We start from the raw sequence: 18,983 nt of genomic DNA on the forward strand, positions 1-18,983 counted from the left end.
AACAAATCCTTTTAAGTTGTGATTGCGTCTATCATAGCCTAACTTAACGATAGCAAAAACCATCGGAAGAACAGGTGATTAGGGATGAAAAAGATACTCGTAGTTTGTATGGGGAATATTTGCCGCTCTCCAACAGGTGAAGCGGTGCTAAGGAAGAAAGCGCAACAGCTGGATATTGATGTTGTGGTCGACTCTGCGGGGACGATTGGTTTTCATCAAGGCAACCCGCCAGACTCGCGATCCAAATCTGCAGGAGAGAAGCGAGGCTACAGCTTTAAGGGGATTACTTCTCGTAAAGTGGTAGATAATGACTTCGAAGAATTTGACCTGATACTCGCGGCCGATAGGGCGAATTTAGACGACTTAATGAGCCAATGCCCAGTTCACCTCCAATACAAGCTCGCATTATTTTTGAGCTTTGGAGAGTCACAATATCAAGAGATCCCCGATCCGTATTATGGTGAGGGAAATGGTTTTGAATTGGTGTTGGATTTAATCGAAGAGTCTAGCGAAGCGATACTGCGTTCGATGTAGTGTAGGAACAATGTACGTCGTTTTGTTATCAGCGTAAGGGCTGACCGATAGGTATAAAAAAGGCCGACATTGAATGTCGGCCTCTCTAAATCTAACTTAAAGCTACAGCTAAGATTACTTAGACATTACTTTGTAGATTGGGTCTTCTGCAACGTTCGCTTCAACTAAGCTACCTGCTTTGTGCAGCATAGCAACACAGTCTTGGCTTAGGTGGCGAAGGTGAAGTGTTTTACCTAGCGCCGCGTAACGGTCAGCAATCGTGTCGATCGCTTCAATTGCAGAGTGGTCAGTCACGCGTGAGTTTGCGAAATCAACGATTACATCTTGTGGATCGTTGTATGCGTCAAACAACTCTAGGAAGTTAGCCGTTGAACCAAAGAAGATTGGGCCGTTAACTTTGTACTCTTTTGAGCCTTCAGCGTTTACTGATGTATCTGCGTAGATGTGTTTAGCATGTTGCCAAGCAAACATTAGCGCAGAAGCGACAACACCAACACCTACTGCCACAGCAAGATCAGTCAGTACTGTTACTACGGTAACAAGAACGATAACGAAGAAGTCTTGTTTAGGAACGCGACGCGCAAGCTTGAAGGTTGCCCATTCAAATGTGCCGATAACAACCATGAACATTACGCCCACAAGTGCTGCTAGAGGAATCATTTCAATCAGTGCAGAACCGAACAGGATGAACATCAGTAGTGCAACTGCGGCGACGATACCTGAAAGACGACCACGACCACCTGAGTTTACGTTGATCATCGATTGACCGATCATCGCACAACCACCCATCGCACCGAATACAGAACACGTTACGTTAGCCATACCTTGACCAACACATTCACGGTTAGATTGACCACGAGTGTTTGTCATTTCATCTAGTACTGTCAGTGTCAGTAGAGACTCGATCAGGCCGATAGCCGCAAGGATAATTGCGTACGGTAGGATGATCTGTAGTGTCTCAAAAGAAAACGGAACAGCAGGAATAGAGAACGTTGGTAGAGAACCCGCTAGCGTTGCAGCTTCGTCACCAGACATTGTACGTAGGAAGTCGACAACAGTGCGAGTTTCAAGGTCAAGACCGACAACCAAAGCCGTTACTGTAACAATAGCAACCAGTGAAGATGGTACCGCTGTTGTTAGCTTAGGTAGGAAGTGGATGATAGCCATTGTAAGGGCTACTAAACCCAGCATGAGTGTCATTTGACCGCTTGGTAGCCAAGTTAATGCACCTGTTACGTCTGGCGCTTTAAACTGACCAAGCTGAGCTAGGAAGATAACAATGGCCAAACCGTTCACGAAACCAATCATTACTGGGTGTGGAACGATACGGATAAATTTACCTAGTTTAAATACACCTGCTGCAATTTGCAGAAGGCCAGCCAGCATAACGGCTGCGAATAGGTATTGAACACCATGGGTTGCCACTAGGCTCACCATTACAACGGCCATTGCGCCGGTTGCGCCAGAAATCATACCTGGACGGCCGCCAAAGACAGAAGTGATTAAACCTACGATGAATGCTGCATAAAGACCAACCATTGGGTCAACGCCAGCAACAAAGGCGAATGCTACAGCTTCAGGTACCAGAGCCAGGGCTACTGTAAGACCTGAAAGCACGTCATTCTTTACAGAGTGCTTTGAAAATTGTGGGAATTCGAACATGTTTGCTCAGCTATGCTTAAGATGGATTTACCGACACGGGTGTATTGCGTAGCCAAACAGTGATGGAAAAGAGCGGCAATAGCGAAGTGTCGAAAAGATAAGTGCGCGAATGCTACCCAAAAATGTGATTAAGTTCAAGGTTGAACCTAACTTTGAGTAATATATCTGTTAATTTTTATTCGATTAGTAGATATGAAAAAGGCTGCTTTAATAAGCAGCCTTTGATTCTATTTACTCGCGATTACCTATCAGTAATCACTAGTAGTTTGGCTTAGTCATCGCCGCGCCAGCTTTGTTCGACGCTGCCTGACTGCCTGCACCTTTCGATACAAAACGTTCAGTGCGGAACGGAGCTGCAATCACTTCAATCTCTTTGATCTCTTGAGGACCAGGAGCTTTAGTCATTGGTGAACCGGCTTGCTTCTTAGCAACAGCTGCCTTTGGTGCCGCTTTAGGAGCTTCTGCTTTAACAACAGGTGCTTCTTCAACTTTTGCACTTTCAGCTTTAGGCGCTTCAGCTTCAACAACTGGTGTTGCTTCTGCTTGCACAGCTTCTGCTACAACAGGCGCTTCAACTTTCGTCGCTTCTGCAATCACTGGAGCTTCAACTTTCGCGGTTTCAACAACCACTGGTGCTTCTTCAACGACTGCAGGAGCTTCAACTGCAGCAGGAGTCTCAGCTACTTGAGCTTCAACAGCAGCATCTTCACGACGGATGATAACTTTACCCATTGCAAGCTCTGGACATGCGAAGCCGCCAGTCATTGCTACGTTGCTTTGTGGTGCCGTCTCTAGAGCAACATTCTGCTCTTGAACAGATGTTTGAGCTTCAGCTGCTACTTGAACTTCAGCCACTTCAGGCTTTGCCTGCTTGTGGTGAGGTTTTGGAATGAAGCGAGGCATCACTTTACCCATAGCCATCTCTGGAGAAGCTACACCACCTTTACGTAGGCGGAATGGGTTAGGGCGACGATCACGACCGCGACGACGACGTTGACCACTTGCACGTAGGTGACGTGGAGAACGACGGTTACGACGTTGTTTCGGCTCTTCCTGTTCAGTTTGCTCTGCATTCGCTTGAGTTGCTTCTACTTGTTCCGCAACTTTTTGCTCTTGAGCTACTGACTGTTCTTTTGAAACAGATAGTTCTTTAGCAGCAACCTGCTCTTTTGAAGCGTTATCTTCAGCTTGAGCTTGTTGGTCTTTAACACGAACTTGCTTGTTCAGTTTACGACGCTGACGACGCTCTTTAATCTTAGCTGCTTTCGCTTCAGGTTTAGCCTTAGGCGCTTCCGGTTTACCAGCTTGTGCTTCTGCTGCTAGCTGTAGACCTTCTTCTGCTAATTTAGATGGTGCTTGCTCTTCGCGTTGCTTCTGCTCATCACGTGGCTTGTTGCGACGGTCTTGCTTAGGCTTGCGAGGCTGACGAGTTTGCTGTGGAGCTGCTTCTTTTTGCTCTTCAGGCTTCTCATCACGAGCTGGCTTACGGCGGCGTTTGTTGTCACGGTTTTCGTTACGATTGTCACCACGTTCACCACGGTCGTTACGCTGTTCGCCACGCTCACCACGTTGGTTACGACGACGGTTATCGTTACGATCACGGCGTTGACGGTTGCCGTTGTTACGATTGTTTTTAGGTTTTTCTTCTTCTTTCTTCTCTTCTTCTTTTTTCTCTTCTTGAGTTGAAGAGCCAAATAAGAAGCTACCGATAGCTTTGAAGAAACGACCAATTAGGCCTGGTTCTTGAGTCGCTGCTGGTTCAGCTTTCTTCTCTTCTACAGCTTTAGGTGCTGGAGCAGGAGTTGGTGCTGATTGAGCAGGAGCTGCGAAGCCTTTCAGAGCAGGTTCTTCGATCTTCTTAGGACGAATAGTCTGTTCAGCAGGCTCTTTGCTTTCCGCTTCTTTTAGAGCTTCTAGCTTGTTAGGCAGCAAGTAAGATAGTAGATCGAACTCTTCACCTTCACGAACACGGATAACCTCAAAATGCGGCGTTTCCATGTCTGAGTTAGGAACAACAGTGATCTTAACTTCTTGGTTCTTCTCGATGTGGTTTACTGAGCGACGTTTTTCGTTCAGAAGGTAAGAAGCGATTGGAACAGGCACAACAGCAAGTACTTGTGCTGTGTTGTCTTTTAGAGCTTCTTCTTCAATCAAACGTAGAACAGAAAGTGCTAGAGATTCGTTATCACGAACAACACCAGTACCTGTACAACGAGGACAAATGTGGTGGCTTGCTTCTGCTAGTGATGGGCTCAAACGTTGACGAGACATCTCTAGAAGACCAAAGCGAGAAATACGACCAATCTGAACACGTGCGCGATCTAAACGAACGGCATCACGTAGACGGCTTTCTACTTCGCGTTGGTGGCGAACCGGGGTCATATCGATAAAGTCGATTACAACAAGACCACCTAGGTCACGTAGACGTAATTGACGTGCAATTTCATCGGCAGCTTCTAGGTTAGTGTTAAGTGCTGTTTCTTCAATATCGCCGCCCTTTGTTGCACGAGCAGAGTTGATATCGATAGAAGTCAGTGCTTCTGTTGGGTCGATTACGATAGAACCACCAGATGGAAGACGAACTTCACGTTGGAAAGCAGATTCGATCTGGCTTTCAATCTGGTAATGGCTGAATAGTGGCACTTCACCATCGTATTTCTTAACGCGATTCATGAAATCTGGGCGTATTAATTGAATGTGCGCTTGTGCACGTTCAAAAATAGTATTGCTGTCGATTAGAATCTCGCCAATATCACGACGTAGATAGTCACGAATTGCGCGAACAATAACGTTACTCTCTTGGTGAATTAGGAAAGGAGCTGCATTTGAATCAGAAGCTTGCTTGATAGCGCCCCAATGGTTCAATAGAACATTCAGGTCCCACTCTAGCTCTTCTGCGCTTTTGCCAACACCCGCTGTACGCACGATTAAGCCCATACCTTGAGGAAGCTCAAGAGTGCTTAATGCTGCTTTCAGTTGAGTGCGTTCATCACCTTCGATACGACGAGAAATACCGCCAGCACGAGGGTTATTAGGCATAAGAACTAAGTAACTACCAGCCAAAGAGATGAAAGTTGTCAGTGCAGCACCTTTGCTACCACGTTCTTCTTTCTCTACTTGTACGATTACTTCTTGGCCTTCTTTTAGCACTTCTTTAATGCTAGGACGGCCTTGGTATGTATAACCTTCAGGGAAGTATTCGCGGGCAATTTCTTTAAGAGGGAGGAAACCGTGACGTTCTGCGCCGTAATCAACGAATGCCGCTTCTAGGCTTGGTTCAATACGGGTAATACGTCCTTTGTAGATATTCGCTTTCTTTGACTCGTGACCTGGACTTTCGATATCTAGATCGAACAGTCGTTGGCCATCAACCAAAGCGACACGCAACTCTTCTTTTTGAGTTGCGTTAATTAACATTCTTTTCATTTAGAAATTCTCATTGTCTTTTCTTATTTTCATCATTGTTCTTATCGCTTTATTTCGTTTCTCATGGTGCCAGATCCCATGGCTTTATCGGTGCAGCCTCCCGGCTGGAGAGGGATGCTCTGGGGCACGTCAGTCATCATAGGGAGTTAGCCTATGATCCGCGATGTGGCGGTGAATACTCAACATGAGTGTACGTGAGTAGAGCGATAAGGAACTCAGTTGACCGTGTCTTACGCCGATTGCAGCACTGTCTAATCTGAGTTATCTACTCATTTACTTGCTTATGAATGGTTAACTGTTTAAATAATAGTCAAACCACTGATAGCAGCTGTGAACTATAGCAGCGGTCGGTAAACACAGCAATCTGCTTTGTCGGAATGCTGTAAAAAAAACAGTTTTTGTTTGGGTTTTGATAGCTCTAACTCACTGTCTATAAATAATTTATCAATTGATATTTTAATTTGCAGGAATCTTGATGCTTTTTTGTTCGAAGAATCAAAGAAATATAGAACTTCAATGACCATTTTGGGATAGATCGGTAAGGATTAGGGATAAATAAGTTCGGAATAGGGCTAAGAAAATATCAATTATCAAAAGTGACAGTGATACAATAGCGCAATGAGCGAAATTAGAACCCAAGTCCAATTCGTCGACATTGACGAAGATATGGCTGGTCAGCGTATTGATAACTTCTTACGCAACCAATTAAAAAACATCCCGAAAAGCATGATTTACCGAATCGTGCGTAAAGGCGAAGTCCGCGTAAATAAAAAACGCATTAAGGCTGAGTACAAACTAAAAGCTGGCGATTTAGTTCGTATCCCTCCGGTTACTATTGAAGAGAAAACAGAAGAGAACGTGCCGAGCACGAAACTCAACAAGGTTTCAGAATTAGAACAGTGCATCATTTATGAAGATGATCACATGCTAATTCTTAACAAACCGTCTGGCACTGCTGTTCATGGTGGTAGCGGATTAAAATTTGGCGCGATTGAAGCATTACGTGCTCTTCGCCCTGATGCTCGTTTTCTTGAATTAGTGCACCGTATCGATAGAGATACGTCTGGCATTTTGCTTGTTGCTAAGAAGCGCTCGGCGCTAAGACACCTTCAAGCACAGTTCCGTGAAAAAACGGTTCAAAAATACTACTTCGCTTTAGTTATGGGCGAATGGAAGAACAGCTGCAAAGTCGTCAACGCACCTTTGTTGAAAAATGAAGTGAACAGCATTGTTCGAGTCAACCCGAATGGTAAAGCTTCTGAAACCCGTTTTAAGGTTTTAGAAAAATTCCAAGAGGCGACGTTGATTCAAGCAAGCCCAATTACAGGCCGAACACACCAAATTCGTGTGCACGCTCAGTATACTGGTCACCCAATTGCTTGGGATGATCGCTACGGTGATCGTCGTTTTGATGCTTACACGGGTAAGGTTGGTCTTGATCGTCTGTTCCTACATGCAGCAAACATCAAGTTCACACACCCAGGTAGTGAAGAGAAGATGGATATCTCGGCGCCAATGGAAAGAAGGCTAGAGAAAGCCCTAACTGGTTTACGTAAGCTTTAAGAAGATACGAGATACGAGATACGAGATACGAAGGTATAGAGTGCCTCTAAATTTGTTCTTCAGTATCCATAAATGAGAAAGGTTGACGAATATCGTCAACCTTTTTTGTTTTCATCTGTTGTAGAAGATCCCCAAGTCGCTCGTTCCTCGCTCTTGAGGATGACGACTTTTTAAAATACGCTCTATATCATTAGTTGGTTAGATAAAATTGCGTGTTCCGCCATTCCCTAGACTGACGAAGGAAGGAGTAGGGAATCTCTAACAAAGAGAGCGTATCCGTTATAGTACCCCCATTCCTTGCGCTTCTAACATATCGACTAGATCGATCAGCGGTAAGCCGATCAAAGTATTTGGGTCTTTCCCTTCCATCTGTTTAAACAACGCGATGCCTAACCCTTCACACATAAAGCTACCTGCGCAGTAATAAGGCTGCTCTTTTTCAACATAACTAATGATCTGTTGCTTAGTTAAATCGCGGAAATGCACTACAAAGGTGTCGAGACGTGTGTCAGCTTCATTGGTTTCGTTGTTCCAAACCGAAAGCCCAGTATAAAAAGTAATGCTCTTGCCGCTTTGACGAGATAACTGCTCGATCGCTTTTTCTCGAGTGTGAGGCTTACCAATGATCTCTCCATCAATTACGCAAACCTGATCAGAACCAATGACTAAGCTAGGTTGCTCCACAACACAAGACTTAGCTTTGGTCTCAGCAAGGCGCATCACCAGCTGTTGAGGCGTCTCTTCAGGAAGCGGCGTTTCATCGCAGTCTGGCTTGGCTGTAATGATGCTTAACTGTAGTTTTTTGAGGATCTCTTGCCTAAATGGTGATGTAGAGGCTAAAACTAGTTGGTAATTTCTCATTTTAATTTACAATTCAAGGAAGCATTTATCTCAGGATAACGTAACTTGTCCTGCTATTCATAATGCTCTGAATAGGAAAGGCAGGAAAGTACATTTTTTTTGCCATTTCCTTTGACTAAACACGATTTGGAAGATAAGATTCGCGCCCTATGCAAAAGGAAAAAATACCGCGTACAGTTGATCCGGCAAGAACGGCTCAAAAACGACTCGATATGGATGGTATCATCCAGGTCAGTCTTTTGAAGCGTTTAACTGAAGCAACTGAAGGCGTAAAACGTGACGCGCAAGTCTCAATGTCATTTGGGCTTGATGAACAACGATTAGTCGTTATCTCTGGTAAAGCTAACGTCGAAGTCGATTTAGAGTGTCAACGTTGTAATGAGGTTTTCGCACATGAGTGCGATGTCCAATTTACTTATACTCCTGTTTACAGTGAGAAAAGTGAAGAGGAAGCACCGGAAGAGTACGATTTGGTAGATCTGAACGAGTACGGTGAGTTAGACCTGATTCAATTAGTTGAAGACGAGTTCATCCTTGGATTGCCACAAATAGCAATGCACGACGATGCGAAATGTAGCGTTAACTCAAATAACTTGGTGTTTGGTGAACTTCCTGAAGAAATTGAGGAAGACAAAAAGCCGAATCCATTTGATGTTTTAAAAAGCTTAAAGAAGTAATTGCTTCTTTAAGAATTTACATAGGAGTAGGGTCAATGGCCGTACAAAAGAGCAAGAAATCACGTTCAATGCGTGGCATGCGTCGTTCACACGATGCGCTAACTACAGCTGCACTTTCTGTGGACGCAACTTCAGGTGAAACTCACCTACGTCACAACGTGACTGCCGAAGGTTTCTACCGCGGCAAAAAGGTTATCAACAAGTAAGGTTGACCTTTGCAAAATCTAACCGTTGCGCTTGATGCAATGGGCGGGGACTTCGGTCCTCGTGTAACAGTGCCTGCCGCCGTGCAGGCACTGTCGTATTTCCCAGAGCTAAAAGTCATTCTAATAGGTGATCGAAACGCGATCACATCTCAATTATCTTCATTAGGTCGAATGCCTGATTCTCGTTTGAGTATCCAGCATTGTGATCGAGTCATTTCCAATTCTGAAAAACCTTCACTAGCCTTACGTAATAGTCAGGGTAGCTCTATGCGTGCCGCTATCGATCTGGTTGCCGAATCACAGGCTGATGCTTGTGTGAGTGGTGGTAACACTGGCGCACTGATGGCTTTATCCCGTTTCAGACTCAAGCTTCTTCCCGGTATTGATAGGCCTGCATTGGTTTCAGCTTTGCCTACTGCATCCGGAAATCGCACATGGATGCTTGATTTAGGGGCGAACGTTTCTAGTGACGCAGATTCACTGTTTCAGTTTGCTGTCATGGGCAGTGCATTAGCAGAACAACATTTAGGTCGCGCACCACGTGTCGCTATCTTGAATATCGGTGCAGAAGAAATTAAAGGCAATGACCTTGTAAAACGATGCGCTGAAATGTTGTCTAATACTCAGTCTGTGAACTTCATAGGCTATATTGAAGGTAATCAATTACTTCAAGATGCTGCTGATGTCGTCGTATGTGATGGTTTTGTGGGCAATGTCTGCTTAAAAACGTGCGAAGGTACGGCTCAGCTCTTTATTGATAAGCTAAAAACGCGCATGATGGCTTCAACAATAAAGGGTTGGATAGCCAGAATGCTGTTTTCTGAGCTATTTACTGAATTAAAAACCTTGAACCCCGACCAGTATAACGGCGCAAGTTTGTTAGGATTGCGCGGCATTGTCATTAAAAGTCATGGAAGTGCTGATGTGTCTGCAGTCGTCAACGCGATTGGTGAAGCAGTACACGAGGTCAAACGACAAGTCCCCAGCCGCATTAGCGATCGTTTGGAAGCGGTTTTACTCGAGAGGCATTATTAGTCTTCATGTATAGCAAAATTTTAGGTACTGGCAGCTACTTGCCATCTCAGGTGCGTACTAACGCAGACTTAGAGAAAATGGTAGAGACTAGCGATGAGTGGATCGTTGCTAGAACGGGTATTAAAGAGCGTCGTATTTCAGCGGAAAACGAAACCGTTGCTGATATGGCGTTTTACGCTGCTGAAAATGCCATTGAAATGGCAGGTATCGACAAAGAAGAGATTGATTTAATCATCGTTGCGACAACCAGCAGTAGCCACACATTCCCGTCTTCGGCATGTCAGGTACAAGGCAAGCTTGGTATCAAAGGCTGCCCTGCGTTTGATTTGGCTGCAGCGTGTTCTGGTTTTGTCTACGCACTGTCTGTTGCTGATCAACACATCAAGACTGGCATGTGTAAGAACGTTTTGGTAATTGGTGCGGATGCACTGTCAAAAACCTGTGATCCGACTGACCGCTCTACTATCATCCTATTTGGTGATGCAGCAGGCGCGGTGGTTGTAGGCGCAAGCGAAGAGCCAGGTATTTTGTCTACTCATATTTACTCTGACGGTAAATACGGTGAGCTTCTAAGCTTAGAAGTACCAGAGCGTGGCGGTGATGCAGACAAATGGCTGCACATGGCGGGCAACGAAGTATTTAAAGTGGCGGTAACTCAGCTTTCTAAGCTAGTTAAAGACACATTAGCGGCGAACAATATGGATAAGTCAGAGCTTGATTGGTTAGTTCCACACCAAGCGAATTACCGTATTATTTCGGCAACCGCTAAAAAGCTGACGATGTCGCTTGACCAAGTTGTGATTACTCTTGATAAGCATGGCAATACGTCGGCAGCTACCGTACCAACGGCCCTTGATGAGGCTGTTCGCGACGGGCGAATTAAACGTGGTCAAACGCTTCTACTTGAAGCATTTGGCGGCGGCTTCACTTGGGGTTCTGCGTTAGTTAAATTCTAACCCCAAGCGATAATCAACAAACAAGGCACATAACTTATGTGCCTTATTCAATTTTTTGCTTTGCTTAAAGGAAAATTACAATGAGCAAATTTGCTATCGTATTCCCAGGCCAAGGCTCTCAAGCTATCGGTATGCTTGCTGACCTAGGCGAACAGTATGATGTTGTTAAAAAGACATTTGCTGAAGCTTCAGAAGCACTTGGTTACGATCTATGGGCATTGGTTCAAGATGGTCCTGTAGAAAATCTAAATGAAACTTTTCGCACTCAACCGGCTCTATTAACAGCGTCTGTTGCAATTTGGCGTGTATGGCAAGAGCTTGGCCTAGAGCAACCTGTAAATCTAGCAGGTCACAGCCTAGGTGAATATTCTGCACTTGTATGTGCCGGCGTTATCGACTTTAAAGAAGCGATCAAGCTGGTTGAACTACGTGGTCAACTGATGCAAGAAGCGGTTCCTGCGGGTGTTGGTGCAATGTACGCAATCATCGGTCTAGACGATGAAGCGATTGCTAAAGCGTGTGAAGAAGCTGCGCAAGACGAAGTTGTGTCTCCAGTTAACTTTAACTCTCCTGGCCAAGTTGTTATCGCGGGTAACAAAGCGGCAGTAGAGCGTGCTGGTGCACTTTGTAAAGAAGCGGGCGCTAAGCGTGCACTTCCGCTACCTGTTTCTGTGCCGTCTCACTGTGCACTGATGAAGCCAGCAGCAGACAAGCTAGCGGTGGCTCTAGAAGCTCTAGAGTTCAACACGCCAGCATTGCCTGTTATCAATAACGTTGATGTTATCGCTGAAACAGATCCTGCAAAAATTAAAGACGCACTTGTTCGTCAGCTGTACAGCCCAGTTCGTTGGACTGAAGGCGTACAAGCGATGAATGAGCAAGGCGTTGAGAAGCTACTTGAATTAGGCCCTGGTAAAGTTCTTACTGGTCTAACAAAACGAATCGTAAAAACTATGACAGCTGCTGCAGTTAATGACACTGCATCACTAGAAGCTGCTAAGTAAATAACCACTTAATAGAGAAGTTATGATGAATTTAGAAGGCAAAGTTGCACTAGTTACAGGCGCAAGCCGTGGCATCGGTCGTGCAATCGCTGAACTTTTAGTTGAGCGTGGTGCTAAAGTTATCGGTACTGCGACATCTGAAGGCGGCGCAGCTGCAATCAGCGAGTACCTTGGTGAGAACGGTAAAGGTCTTGCTCTTAATGTAACGGATACTGACTCAATTGCTGCTACACTGAAAACCATCAACGATGAATTCGGTGCGATTGACATTCTAGTTAACAACGCAGGTATCACTCGTGATAACCTACTGATGCGTATGAAAGACGACGAATGGAATGACATCATCGATACTAACCTAACGCCTATTTTCCGCATGTCTAAAGCTGTATTGCGTGGCATGATGAAGAAACGTCAAGGCCGTATCGTAAACGTTGGTTCTGTAGTAGGTACTATGGGTAACGCTGGTCAAGCTAACTACGCAGCTGCAAAAGCAGGCGTAATTGGTTTTACTAAATCAATGGCTCGTGAAGTTGCGTCTCGTGGCGTTACAGTGAACACTGTAGCTCCTGGTTTCATCGAAACTGACATGACTAAAGCGCTAAATGATGACCAACGTGCAGCAACTTTGGCGAATGTACCAGCAGGTCGACTAGGTGACCCTCGCGAAATCGCTGAAGCTGTGGTATTTTTGGCGTCACCTGCGGCAGCTTATATCACAGGTGAAACACTTCACGTCAATGGCGGTATGTACATGGTGTAAATTATGTGCAACATTTGTGCATGATTTAAGTCAAGATCATACGTAATTTCGGTTAAAATCGTGAAAATTGTGGTTTGACCAGAAAAGTTGACCTTGCAACTTTCAATAGATTGAATAAACTACGGAAAACATCGCATAAAGCGAACTCTGTAAAGGAAAAGAAAAAATGAGCAACCTCGAAGAACGCGTAAAGAAAATCATTGTTGAACAGCTAGGTGTAGACGAAGCTGAAGTTAAAAACGAAGCTTCTTTCGTTGATGACCTAGGTGCAGATTCTCTAGACACAGTAGAGCTAGTAATGGCTCTAGAAGAAGAATTTGACACTGAAATCCCAGATGAAGAAGCTGAGAAAATTACTACTGTTCAAGCAGCTATCGATTACGTAACTAGCGCTCAGTAATAATCTCTCCCAGGCGGTCACCTCGACCGCCTGTGTTTTATCTAACTCATCTATCCTCATCTTAAATCACCTCAATCCCCGGAGTGTAAAATCGTGTCCAAGCGTCGTGTAGTTGTCACTGGCATGGGTATGTTGTCACCGGTAGGCAACACTGTAGAATCTTCTTGGAAAGCCCTGCTAGCTGGTCAAAGTGGTATCGTTAATATCGATCATTTTGATGCAACCAATTTCTCAACTCGTTTTGCAGGTCTAGTTAAAGACTTTAACTGCGAAGAGTATATGACTAAAAAAGATGCTCGTAAGATGGACTTGTTCATCCAGTACGGCGTCGCAGCAGGTATTCAAGCTTTAGATGATTCAGCCCTAACTATTACTGAAGAAAACGCTCCACGTGTGGGTGTTGCTATCGGTTCTGGTATTGGTGGTCTTGGTTTGATCGAAGCCGGTCACCAAGCTCTAACTGAAAAAGGCCCTCGTAAGATCAGCCCGTTCTTCGTACCGTCGACGATCGTGAATATGATTGCTGGTCACATGTCTATCATGCGTGGCCTACGCGGTCCAAACATCGCGATTTCTACTGCATGTACGACTGGCCTACATAACATTGGTCACGCGGCTCGTATGATTGCATACGGCGATGCAGACGCAATGCTAGCGGGTGGTGCTGAAAAAGCATCAACTCCACTAGGTATGGGCGGTTTTGGTGCGGCTAAAGCACTTTCTACTCGTAACGATGAGCCTCAAAAAGCTTCTCGTCCATGGGACAAAGGCCGTGATGGCTTCGTTCTTGGCGACGGTGCAGGCATGATGGTTCTTGAAGAGTACGAACATGCGAAAGCTCGTGGCGCTAAGATTTACTGTGAGCTAGTTGGCTTCGGTATGTCGGGTGACGCTTACCACATGACATCTCCAAGTGAAGATGGCTCAGGTGGCGCACTAGCAATGGAAGCGGCTATGCGTGATGCTGGCATTACTGGTGAACAAATCGGTTATGTAAACGCACACGGTACTTCGACTCCTGCTGGTGACGTAGCGGAAGTTAAGGGCATCAAGCGTGCTCTTGGCGAAGCAGGCAGCAAGCAAGTATTGGTTTCTTCTACGAAATCAATGACAGGCCACCTTCTAGGTGCTGCTGGTTCTGCTGAAGCTATCATCACGGCTATGTCTCTGGTTGACCAAATTGTTCCACCAACAATCAACCTAGATGATCCTGAAGAAGGCTTAGATATTGACTTAGTACCTCACACTGCGCGTGAAGTTAGCAACATGGAATATGCTGCATGTAACTCATTCGGTTTCGGTGGTACAAACGGCTGTTTGATCTTCAAAAAGATTTAATCATCTTATTAAAGACGTAAACACTCGTAGATAGTCACAATTAGACTTGTTTTTAAACGGCTTGATGCTTTAGCATTGAGCCGTTTCTTTTTATGGGGAAAAACATGTTTTGGGTTGATGGAGAAAGCCAGCAAACTATCGATATTTTGGATCGCTCGTTTCAGTACGGAGACGGCTGTTTTACGACAATGCTCGTGAGTGATGGTGAGATACAACATCTTCACGATCATCAGCACCGTGTCGACGAGTGCCTTAAAGCGCTACGCATTTCTGCTCTTGATTGGGATGTTGTTAGTCTTTGGCTCGATATTGCGCTTCAACACATCCAACATAACGCTCTTCATGGCACAAAGAGCCTTGATGGTTCAAAGAAGCTCCATAACGCCAACAAGCCTCATAATCAAAAAGCAGGGATCAAGCTGCACGTTAGTCGTGGAGCGGGTGGGCGTGGCTACAGTACCAAGAATATCGCCAAGCCGACAATCACCATCAGTACCTTTGATTACCCAAGCCATTATTCAGCGTGGCAAGACTCCGGTGTTGAACTCGGTATCTGCCATCAAGCGCTAGGTTTGAGCCCACTACTGGCTGGCCATAAGCACAATAATCGCCTTGAGCAGATTTTGATGAAAGATGAAATGGATCAAGCTAATGAAGTGGATGGCGTGGTTCTTGATATATCGGGCAATGTGATTGAAACCACCATGGCCAATCTGTTCTGGCGCAAAGGTCAGTCGATATACACACCTCAACTCACTCAAAGTGGTGTCGCGGGGGTTATGCGTAAGCAAGTGTTAACCGCGCTGAATCAGGCTGAACTTTCCGTTACAATTAGTGACTACTGCTTATCTCAACTCATGCAAGCTGATGAGGTTTTCATGACAAACTCCATTTTAGGGGTTGCCCCAGTTACCCGTATTAGTGATACCCAATTTAACATTGGAACCATTACTCGTAGCCTTCAAGGACAACTAAACTCGTGATCAAAAAGTTATTTATTTTTATTATCTTGTGCTTAATTGCAGCCGGTGCTGCTGGTTTTTATGTTTACAACCAAGCGCAAGATAACCTGAAACAAGTTATTCAATTAGAAAAACCACAAGTCGTGACTGTTGCTTCAGGTAGCAGCTTTAACCGCGTTCTAGCCCAGTTGATTAACGAGGGGCTGTTTGAGGCTTCTCCTTACGAGAAATTAATCCGTAAGTTACATCCTGAGCTTGTAGACGTAAAAGCGGGTACTTTCCTGCTTGAACCGGGTTTAACCTTAGAGCAAGCGCTACAGGTGCTTGTAGAAGGGAAAGAACACCAGTTTACTATTACCTTTGTTGAAGGCAGTCGTTTTGACGAATGGCTTGTTCAGCTAAAAGACAACGAATTCATTCAACAGACATTGGATGGCGTTTCTGAAAAAGAGATCGCTGAAAAGTTGGGTATTGAAAACGAAAAGCTAGAAGGTCTCTTCTTAGCAGAAACATACCACTACACCTACGGCACCACTGATTTAGATTTGTTGAAGCGCGCGCATCGAGACCTAATGAGCGTGGTGAATGAAGAGTGGGAAAATCGAGCGGATAAGCTGCCTCTTAAATCGCCATACGAAGCGCTAATTCTTGCGTCTATCATTGAGAAAGAGACTGCAGTAGCGTCAGAGCGTGAACGTGTGTCTTCTGTGTTCGTTAATCGCTTGAACAAGCGTATGCGTCTGCAAACTGACCCAACGGTTATCTACGGCATGGGCGACAGTTACAAAGGCAATATACGTAAGAAAGACTTACGTACTCCAACGCCATACAACACTTATACAATGAGTGGTTTACCACCGACGCCGATTGCAATGGCGGGCAAAGCGTCTATCAATGCTGCGCTGAATCCAGAGAAGAGCAACTACCTGTATTTCGTTGCGAGTGGAACTGGCGGTCACGTATTTTCAAAGAGTTTGACTGAGCATAACCGTGCAGTACGAGCTTACTTAAAGCAATTAAGAAAAAACAAATAAAGAAATAATTATGAATCAGTCGAAATTTATCGTGGTTGAAGGCCTTGAAGGCGCTGGCAAAAGCACAGCAATCAATGCCATCGTTGAGACATTAAAAGCATCGGGTGTTGAAGATATTGTTAATACTCGCGAGCCGGGTGGTACTGTCTTAGCTGAAAAAATGCGTTCATTGGTTAAAGAAGAGCACGAAGGCGAGAAGCTTCAAGACATGACTGAATTGCTGTTGATGTATGCAGCACGTGTTCAATTAGTCGAGAACGTCATCAAGCCGGCACTCGCCAATGGTCAATGGGTATTGGGTGATCGTCATGATATGTCTTCACAGGCATACCAAGGTGGTGGTCGCCAGATCGCGCGCACGACTATGGAATCACTGAAAGCAACCACGCTAGGCGGCTTTAAACCCGATCTAACGCTATATTTGGACCTAGACCCTAGAGTAGGGCTAGAGCGTGCTAGAGGCCGTGGTGAGCTTGATAGAATTGAAAAGATGGACATCTCATTTTTCGACCGCACGCGTGAGCGCTATCTAGAAATTGCAGAACAAGATGATTCTGTACTTGTGATTAACGCGCAGCAAGAAATTGAGCAAGTAGCCGCTGATATTAAAGTCGCGCTAACTGCTTGGCTCGACAAACAGTAGGTAGTCATGGCTGAAGTGTATTCTTGGCTCACACCGGTATGGAGTGAGTGGAAAAAAAGTCTCGATGCGGAGCGTTTTCCTAACTCTGTGATTGTTAATGCACCGGAAGGGCTCGGCGTTGATGCTTTGATTAGCCAACTTACCGACGCATTGATGTGCACGAACTATGAAAGCGAGTCGTGCGGGTTTTGCCACAGCTGTGAGTTAATGAAGTCGGGCAGTCATCCTGATTTTCATGTGATCTCACCCGAGAAAGAAGGTAAGTCGATCACGGTTGATCAAGTGCGTGCCAGTAACCGCTGGGCTCAAGAGTCTTCTCAGTTAGGTGGTTTGCGCGTTATTTTGCTTAACCCTGCTGAAGCAATGAACGAATCGGCTTCCAACGCACTATTGAAAACTCTGGAAGAGCCATCAAGCAAGTGCATCTTCATTCTGTCTACTCGTAACAGTAATCGCTTAATGCCGACTATTATTAGCCGTTGTCAGCAATTCAATGTGGTTAGTCCGCAGTTAGAGACAGCATCAGCGTGGTTAGATGGTGAAGTGGGCAAAGCGGTACCGCAGTATATTTTAGCACTCAATGACAACGCGCCTTTAAAAGCAAAAGCGATGTTTGAGCAAGGTGGCGTTGAAGCTTCAACAAAAGCGCTCGATGGCTTTGTGAATGTGATAAAAGGCACTCAACCTGACATGCTAAAGTTCTCTACAGAGCTTAGCAAAGACCCTTTGATTCAACTTGGCTGGCTTTGGCATCTATTGTCAGATGTACAGAAGCTGCATTTTGGTTTGGCGAATCAGGCTTTCACTCCGAGTGCGAAAGCACTGTGTGAGGCGATGTCTTATCAAAGTGCTTATGCAGCATCGAATAAACTGCTGACATTGATTGAGCAGTTAAAGCAACACCCTGGGCTCAATACGGAGCTACTCATAATGAATTGGCTGATAGCCACTTGCGAGGAAACATGTTCGTAGATTCCCACTGTCATTTAGACAAACTGGATTACCAAGATTTACACACCAGCGTAGAAGATGTGGTTAACAAGGCGAAGGCTGCTAATGTAGACCAATTGCTTTCTGTCGGTGTGACACTCGATTCGTTTGAAAATATGCTCGAGATGATCTCGCCGTTTGATAACGTTAAAGCCTCTTGTGGCGTTCACCCTCTCGATGTTGAAAGTGATTTCAGCCTAGAGACAATGCGTGAATACGCGAGCAACCCTAAGGTTGTGGCGATTGGAGAGACAGGTTTAGATTATCACTACCAACCAGAGACGGCGGAGCTGCAACAGCTACGATTTAAGCAGCATGTTGAGTTAGCCGTTGAGCTGAATAAACCTTTGATCATTCACACTCGTAACGCACGTGAAGACACATTAGCTATTTTACGTGATGGCGGAGCTGAGAAGTGTGGCGGTGTGATTCACTGCTTTACCGAAGATCAAGCATTCGCAGAAGCAGCAATGGAACTAGGTTTCTATATCTCAATTTCAGGCATTGTGACCTTTAAGCAGGCTACAGAACTTAAAGAAGTTGTTAAAAACCTACCGCTAAACAGGTTGCTGATCGAGACGGATTCTCCATACTTGGCGCCCATTCCATATCGTGGAAAGCAGAATCAGCCTGCATATGTCGTCGAAGTGGCGGCCTACATTGCGCAATTAAAAGGTGTGTCGATGAAAGAGGTTGCCGAACAAACGACCAAAAATTACCAAAAACTTTTTTTGCGATAAAAATCTAAGTAAACAAATAAAAGGGAGCAAAAGCTCCCTTTTTGTGTTTTTGATCACCAAAAATACGTTTTTTTTTAATGTTTACGAATTATGTTGAACTTGAGAGCGCTAATTATAACATTTGTAATTTTGTTACTAAAAATAACATTCGCTCCTATTTTATTTACCCAGTAAAATAATAGGGCTCTTGAA

18 protein-coding genes are annotated in these 18,983 nt (G+C 44.9%); 15 read left to right on the plus strand and 3 right to left on the minus strand.

Going from position 1 to position 18,983, the window contains the following annotated elements; all coding sequences use genetic code 11:
* Positions 1–84: 84 nt before the first annotated feature.
* Positions 85–534 carry a low molecular weight protein-tyrosine-phosphatase gene (locus tag AB6D06_RS00670; RefSeq protein ID WP_017067202.1) on the plus strand — a complete coding sequence of 150 codons (450 nt, stop codon included), beginning with the start codon at positions 85–87 and terminating at the stop codon, positions 532–534.
* A 114-nt stretch (positions 535–648) separates the two neighbouring features.
* Here the strand turns inward: AB6D06_RS00670 and AB6D06_RS00675 are convergent, their stop codons facing one another.
* Both AB6D06_RS00675 and rne read right to left on the minus strand, forming a co-directional pair.
* On the minus strand, positions 649–2,196 hold the full coding sequence (locus AB6D06_RS00675) for a SulP family inorganic anion transporter (protein WP_017063477.1): 1,548 nt from the start codon (positions 2,194–2,196) through the stop codon (positions 649–651).
* Between the two features lie 258 nt (positions 2,197–2,454).
* Positions 2,455–5,622, minus strand: a complete 3,168-nt coding sequence (gene rne, locus AB6D06_RS00680) for a ribonuclease E (protein WP_372109819.1) — start codon at positions 5,620–5,622, stop codon at positions 2,455–2,457.
* 618 nt (positions 5,623–6,240) lie between these two features.
* Between rne and rluC the strand changes: the two genes are divergently transcribed.
* Positions 6,241–7,185 (plus strand): 23S rRNA pseudouridine(955/2504/2580) synthase RluC, encoded by a 945-nt coding sequence (gene rluC, locus AB6D06_RS00685; RefSeq protein ID WP_017054981.1) that lies wholly within the window; start codon positions 6,241–6,243, stop codon positions 7,183–7,185.
* A 279-nt stretch (positions 7,186–7,464) separates the two neighbouring features.
* On the opposite strand, the gene AB6D06_RS00690 is transcribed toward rluC, so the two are convergent.
* Positions 7,465–8,046, minus strand: a complete 582-nt coding sequence (locus AB6D06_RS00690; protein WP_372109820.1) for a nucleoside triphosphate pyrophosphatase — start codon at positions 8,044–8,046, stop codon at positions 7,465–7,467.
* 149 nt (positions 8,047–8,195) lie between these two features.
* Here AB6D06_RS00690 and yceD point away from each other — a divergent pair, with 149 nt between their 5' ends.
* From yceD to AB6D06_RS00755, 13 genes are all read left to right on the plus strand, one after another.
* Positions 8,196–8,723, plus strand: a complete 528-nt coding sequence (yceD, locus tag AB6D06_RS00695; RefSeq protein WP_017062153.1) for a 23S rRNA accumulation protein YceD — start codon at positions 8,196–8,198, stop codon at positions 8,721–8,723.
* Between the two features lie 35 nt (positions 8,724–8,758).
* Positions 8,759–8,929 carry a 50S ribosomal protein L32 gene (gene rpmF / locus AB6D06_RS00700; RefSeq protein ID WP_004737376.1) on the plus strand — a complete coding sequence of 57 codons (171 nt, stop codon included), beginning with the start codon at positions 8,759–8,761 and terminating at the stop codon, positions 8,927–8,929.
* A gap of 9 nt (positions 8,930–8,938) precedes the next feature.
* A complete protein-coding gene (plsX, locus tag AB6D06_RS00705) occupies positions 8,939–9,964 on the plus strand; it encodes a phosphate acyltransferase PlsX (protein ID WP_017062152.1) in 1,026 nt (341 codons plus the stop codon).
* Positions 9,965–9,969: 5 nt separating this feature from the next.
* Positions 9,970–10,920 carry a beta-ketoacyl-ACP synthase III gene (locus tag AB6D06_RS00710; protein ID WP_017054985.1) on the plus strand — a complete coding sequence of 317 codons (951 nt, stop codon included), beginning with the start codon at positions 9,970–9,972 and terminating at the stop codon, positions 10,918–10,920.
* Between the two features lie 80 nt (positions 10,921–11,000).
* Entirely contained in the window at positions 11,001–11,924 is a 924-nt protein-coding gene (gene fabD, locus AB6D06_RS00715; RefSeq protein ID WP_017063479.1) for an ACP S-malonyltransferase, read from the plus strand.
* A gap of 25 nt (positions 11,925–11,949) precedes the next feature.
* Positions 11,950–12,684: a 3-oxoacyl-ACP reductase FabG gene (gene fabG / locus AB6D06_RS00720; RefSeq protein WP_029235138.1), complete on the plus strand. Its 735-nt coding sequence runs from the start codon at positions 11,950–11,952 to the stop codon at positions 12,682–12,684.
* Positions 12,685–12,850: 166 nt separating this feature from the next.
* Positions 12,851–13,084, plus strand: coding sequence for an acyl carrier protein (acpP, locus tag AB6D06_RS00725; RefSeq protein ID WP_004737381.1), 234 nt, complete (start codon positions 12,851–12,853; stop codon positions 13,082–13,084).
* Positions 13,085–13,177: 93 nt separating this feature from the next.
* Complete coding sequence (gene fabF / locus AB6D06_RS00730; protein ID WP_010437291.1) at positions 13,178–14,422, plus strand: beta-ketoacyl-ACP synthase II; 1,245 nt, start codon at positions 13,178–13,180, stop codon at positions 14,420–14,422.
* A gap of 104 nt (positions 14,423–14,526) precedes the next feature.
* Complete coding sequence (pabC, locus tag AB6D06_RS00735) at positions 14,527–15,405, plus strand: aminodeoxychorismate lyase (protein WP_372109821.1); 879 nt, start codon at positions 14,527–14,529, stop codon at positions 15,403–15,405.
* Positions 15,402–16,418 (plus strand): endolytic transglycosylase MltG, encoded by a 1,017-nt coding sequence (mltG, locus tag AB6D06_RS00740; RefSeq protein WP_102427872.1) that lies wholly within the window; start codon positions 15,402–15,404, stop codon positions 16,416–16,418. The genes pabC and mltG overlap by 4 nt, the downstream gene beginning before the upstream one ends.
* Before the next feature lie 10 nt (positions 16,419–16,428).
* Entirely contained in the window at positions 16,429–17,061 is a 633-nt protein-coding gene (gene tmk, locus AB6D06_RS00745) for a dTMP kinase (protein WP_017062148.1), read from the plus strand.
* A 6-nt stretch (positions 17,062–17,067) separates the two neighbouring features.
* On the plus strand, positions 17,068–18,033 hold the full coding sequence (locus AB6D06_RS00750) for a DNA polymerase III subunit delta' (protein WP_017062147.1): 966 nt from the start codon (positions 17,068–17,070) through the stop codon (positions 18,031–18,033).
* Positions 18,024–18,791: a TatD family hydrolase gene (locus tag AB6D06_RS00755; protein WP_017063483.1), complete on the plus strand. Its 768-nt coding sequence runs from the start codon at positions 18,024–18,026 to the stop codon at positions 18,789–18,791. The genes AB6D06_RS00750 and AB6D06_RS00755 overlap by 10 nt, the downstream gene beginning before the upstream one ends.
* Positions 18,792–18,983 lie beyond the last annotated feature (192 nt).

The organism is Vibrio sp. 10N.239.311.G01 (assembly GCF_041465805.1).
GTDB lineage: Bacteria > Pseudomonadota > Gammaproteobacteria > Enterobacterales > Vibrionaceae > Vibrio > Vibrio crassostreae_C.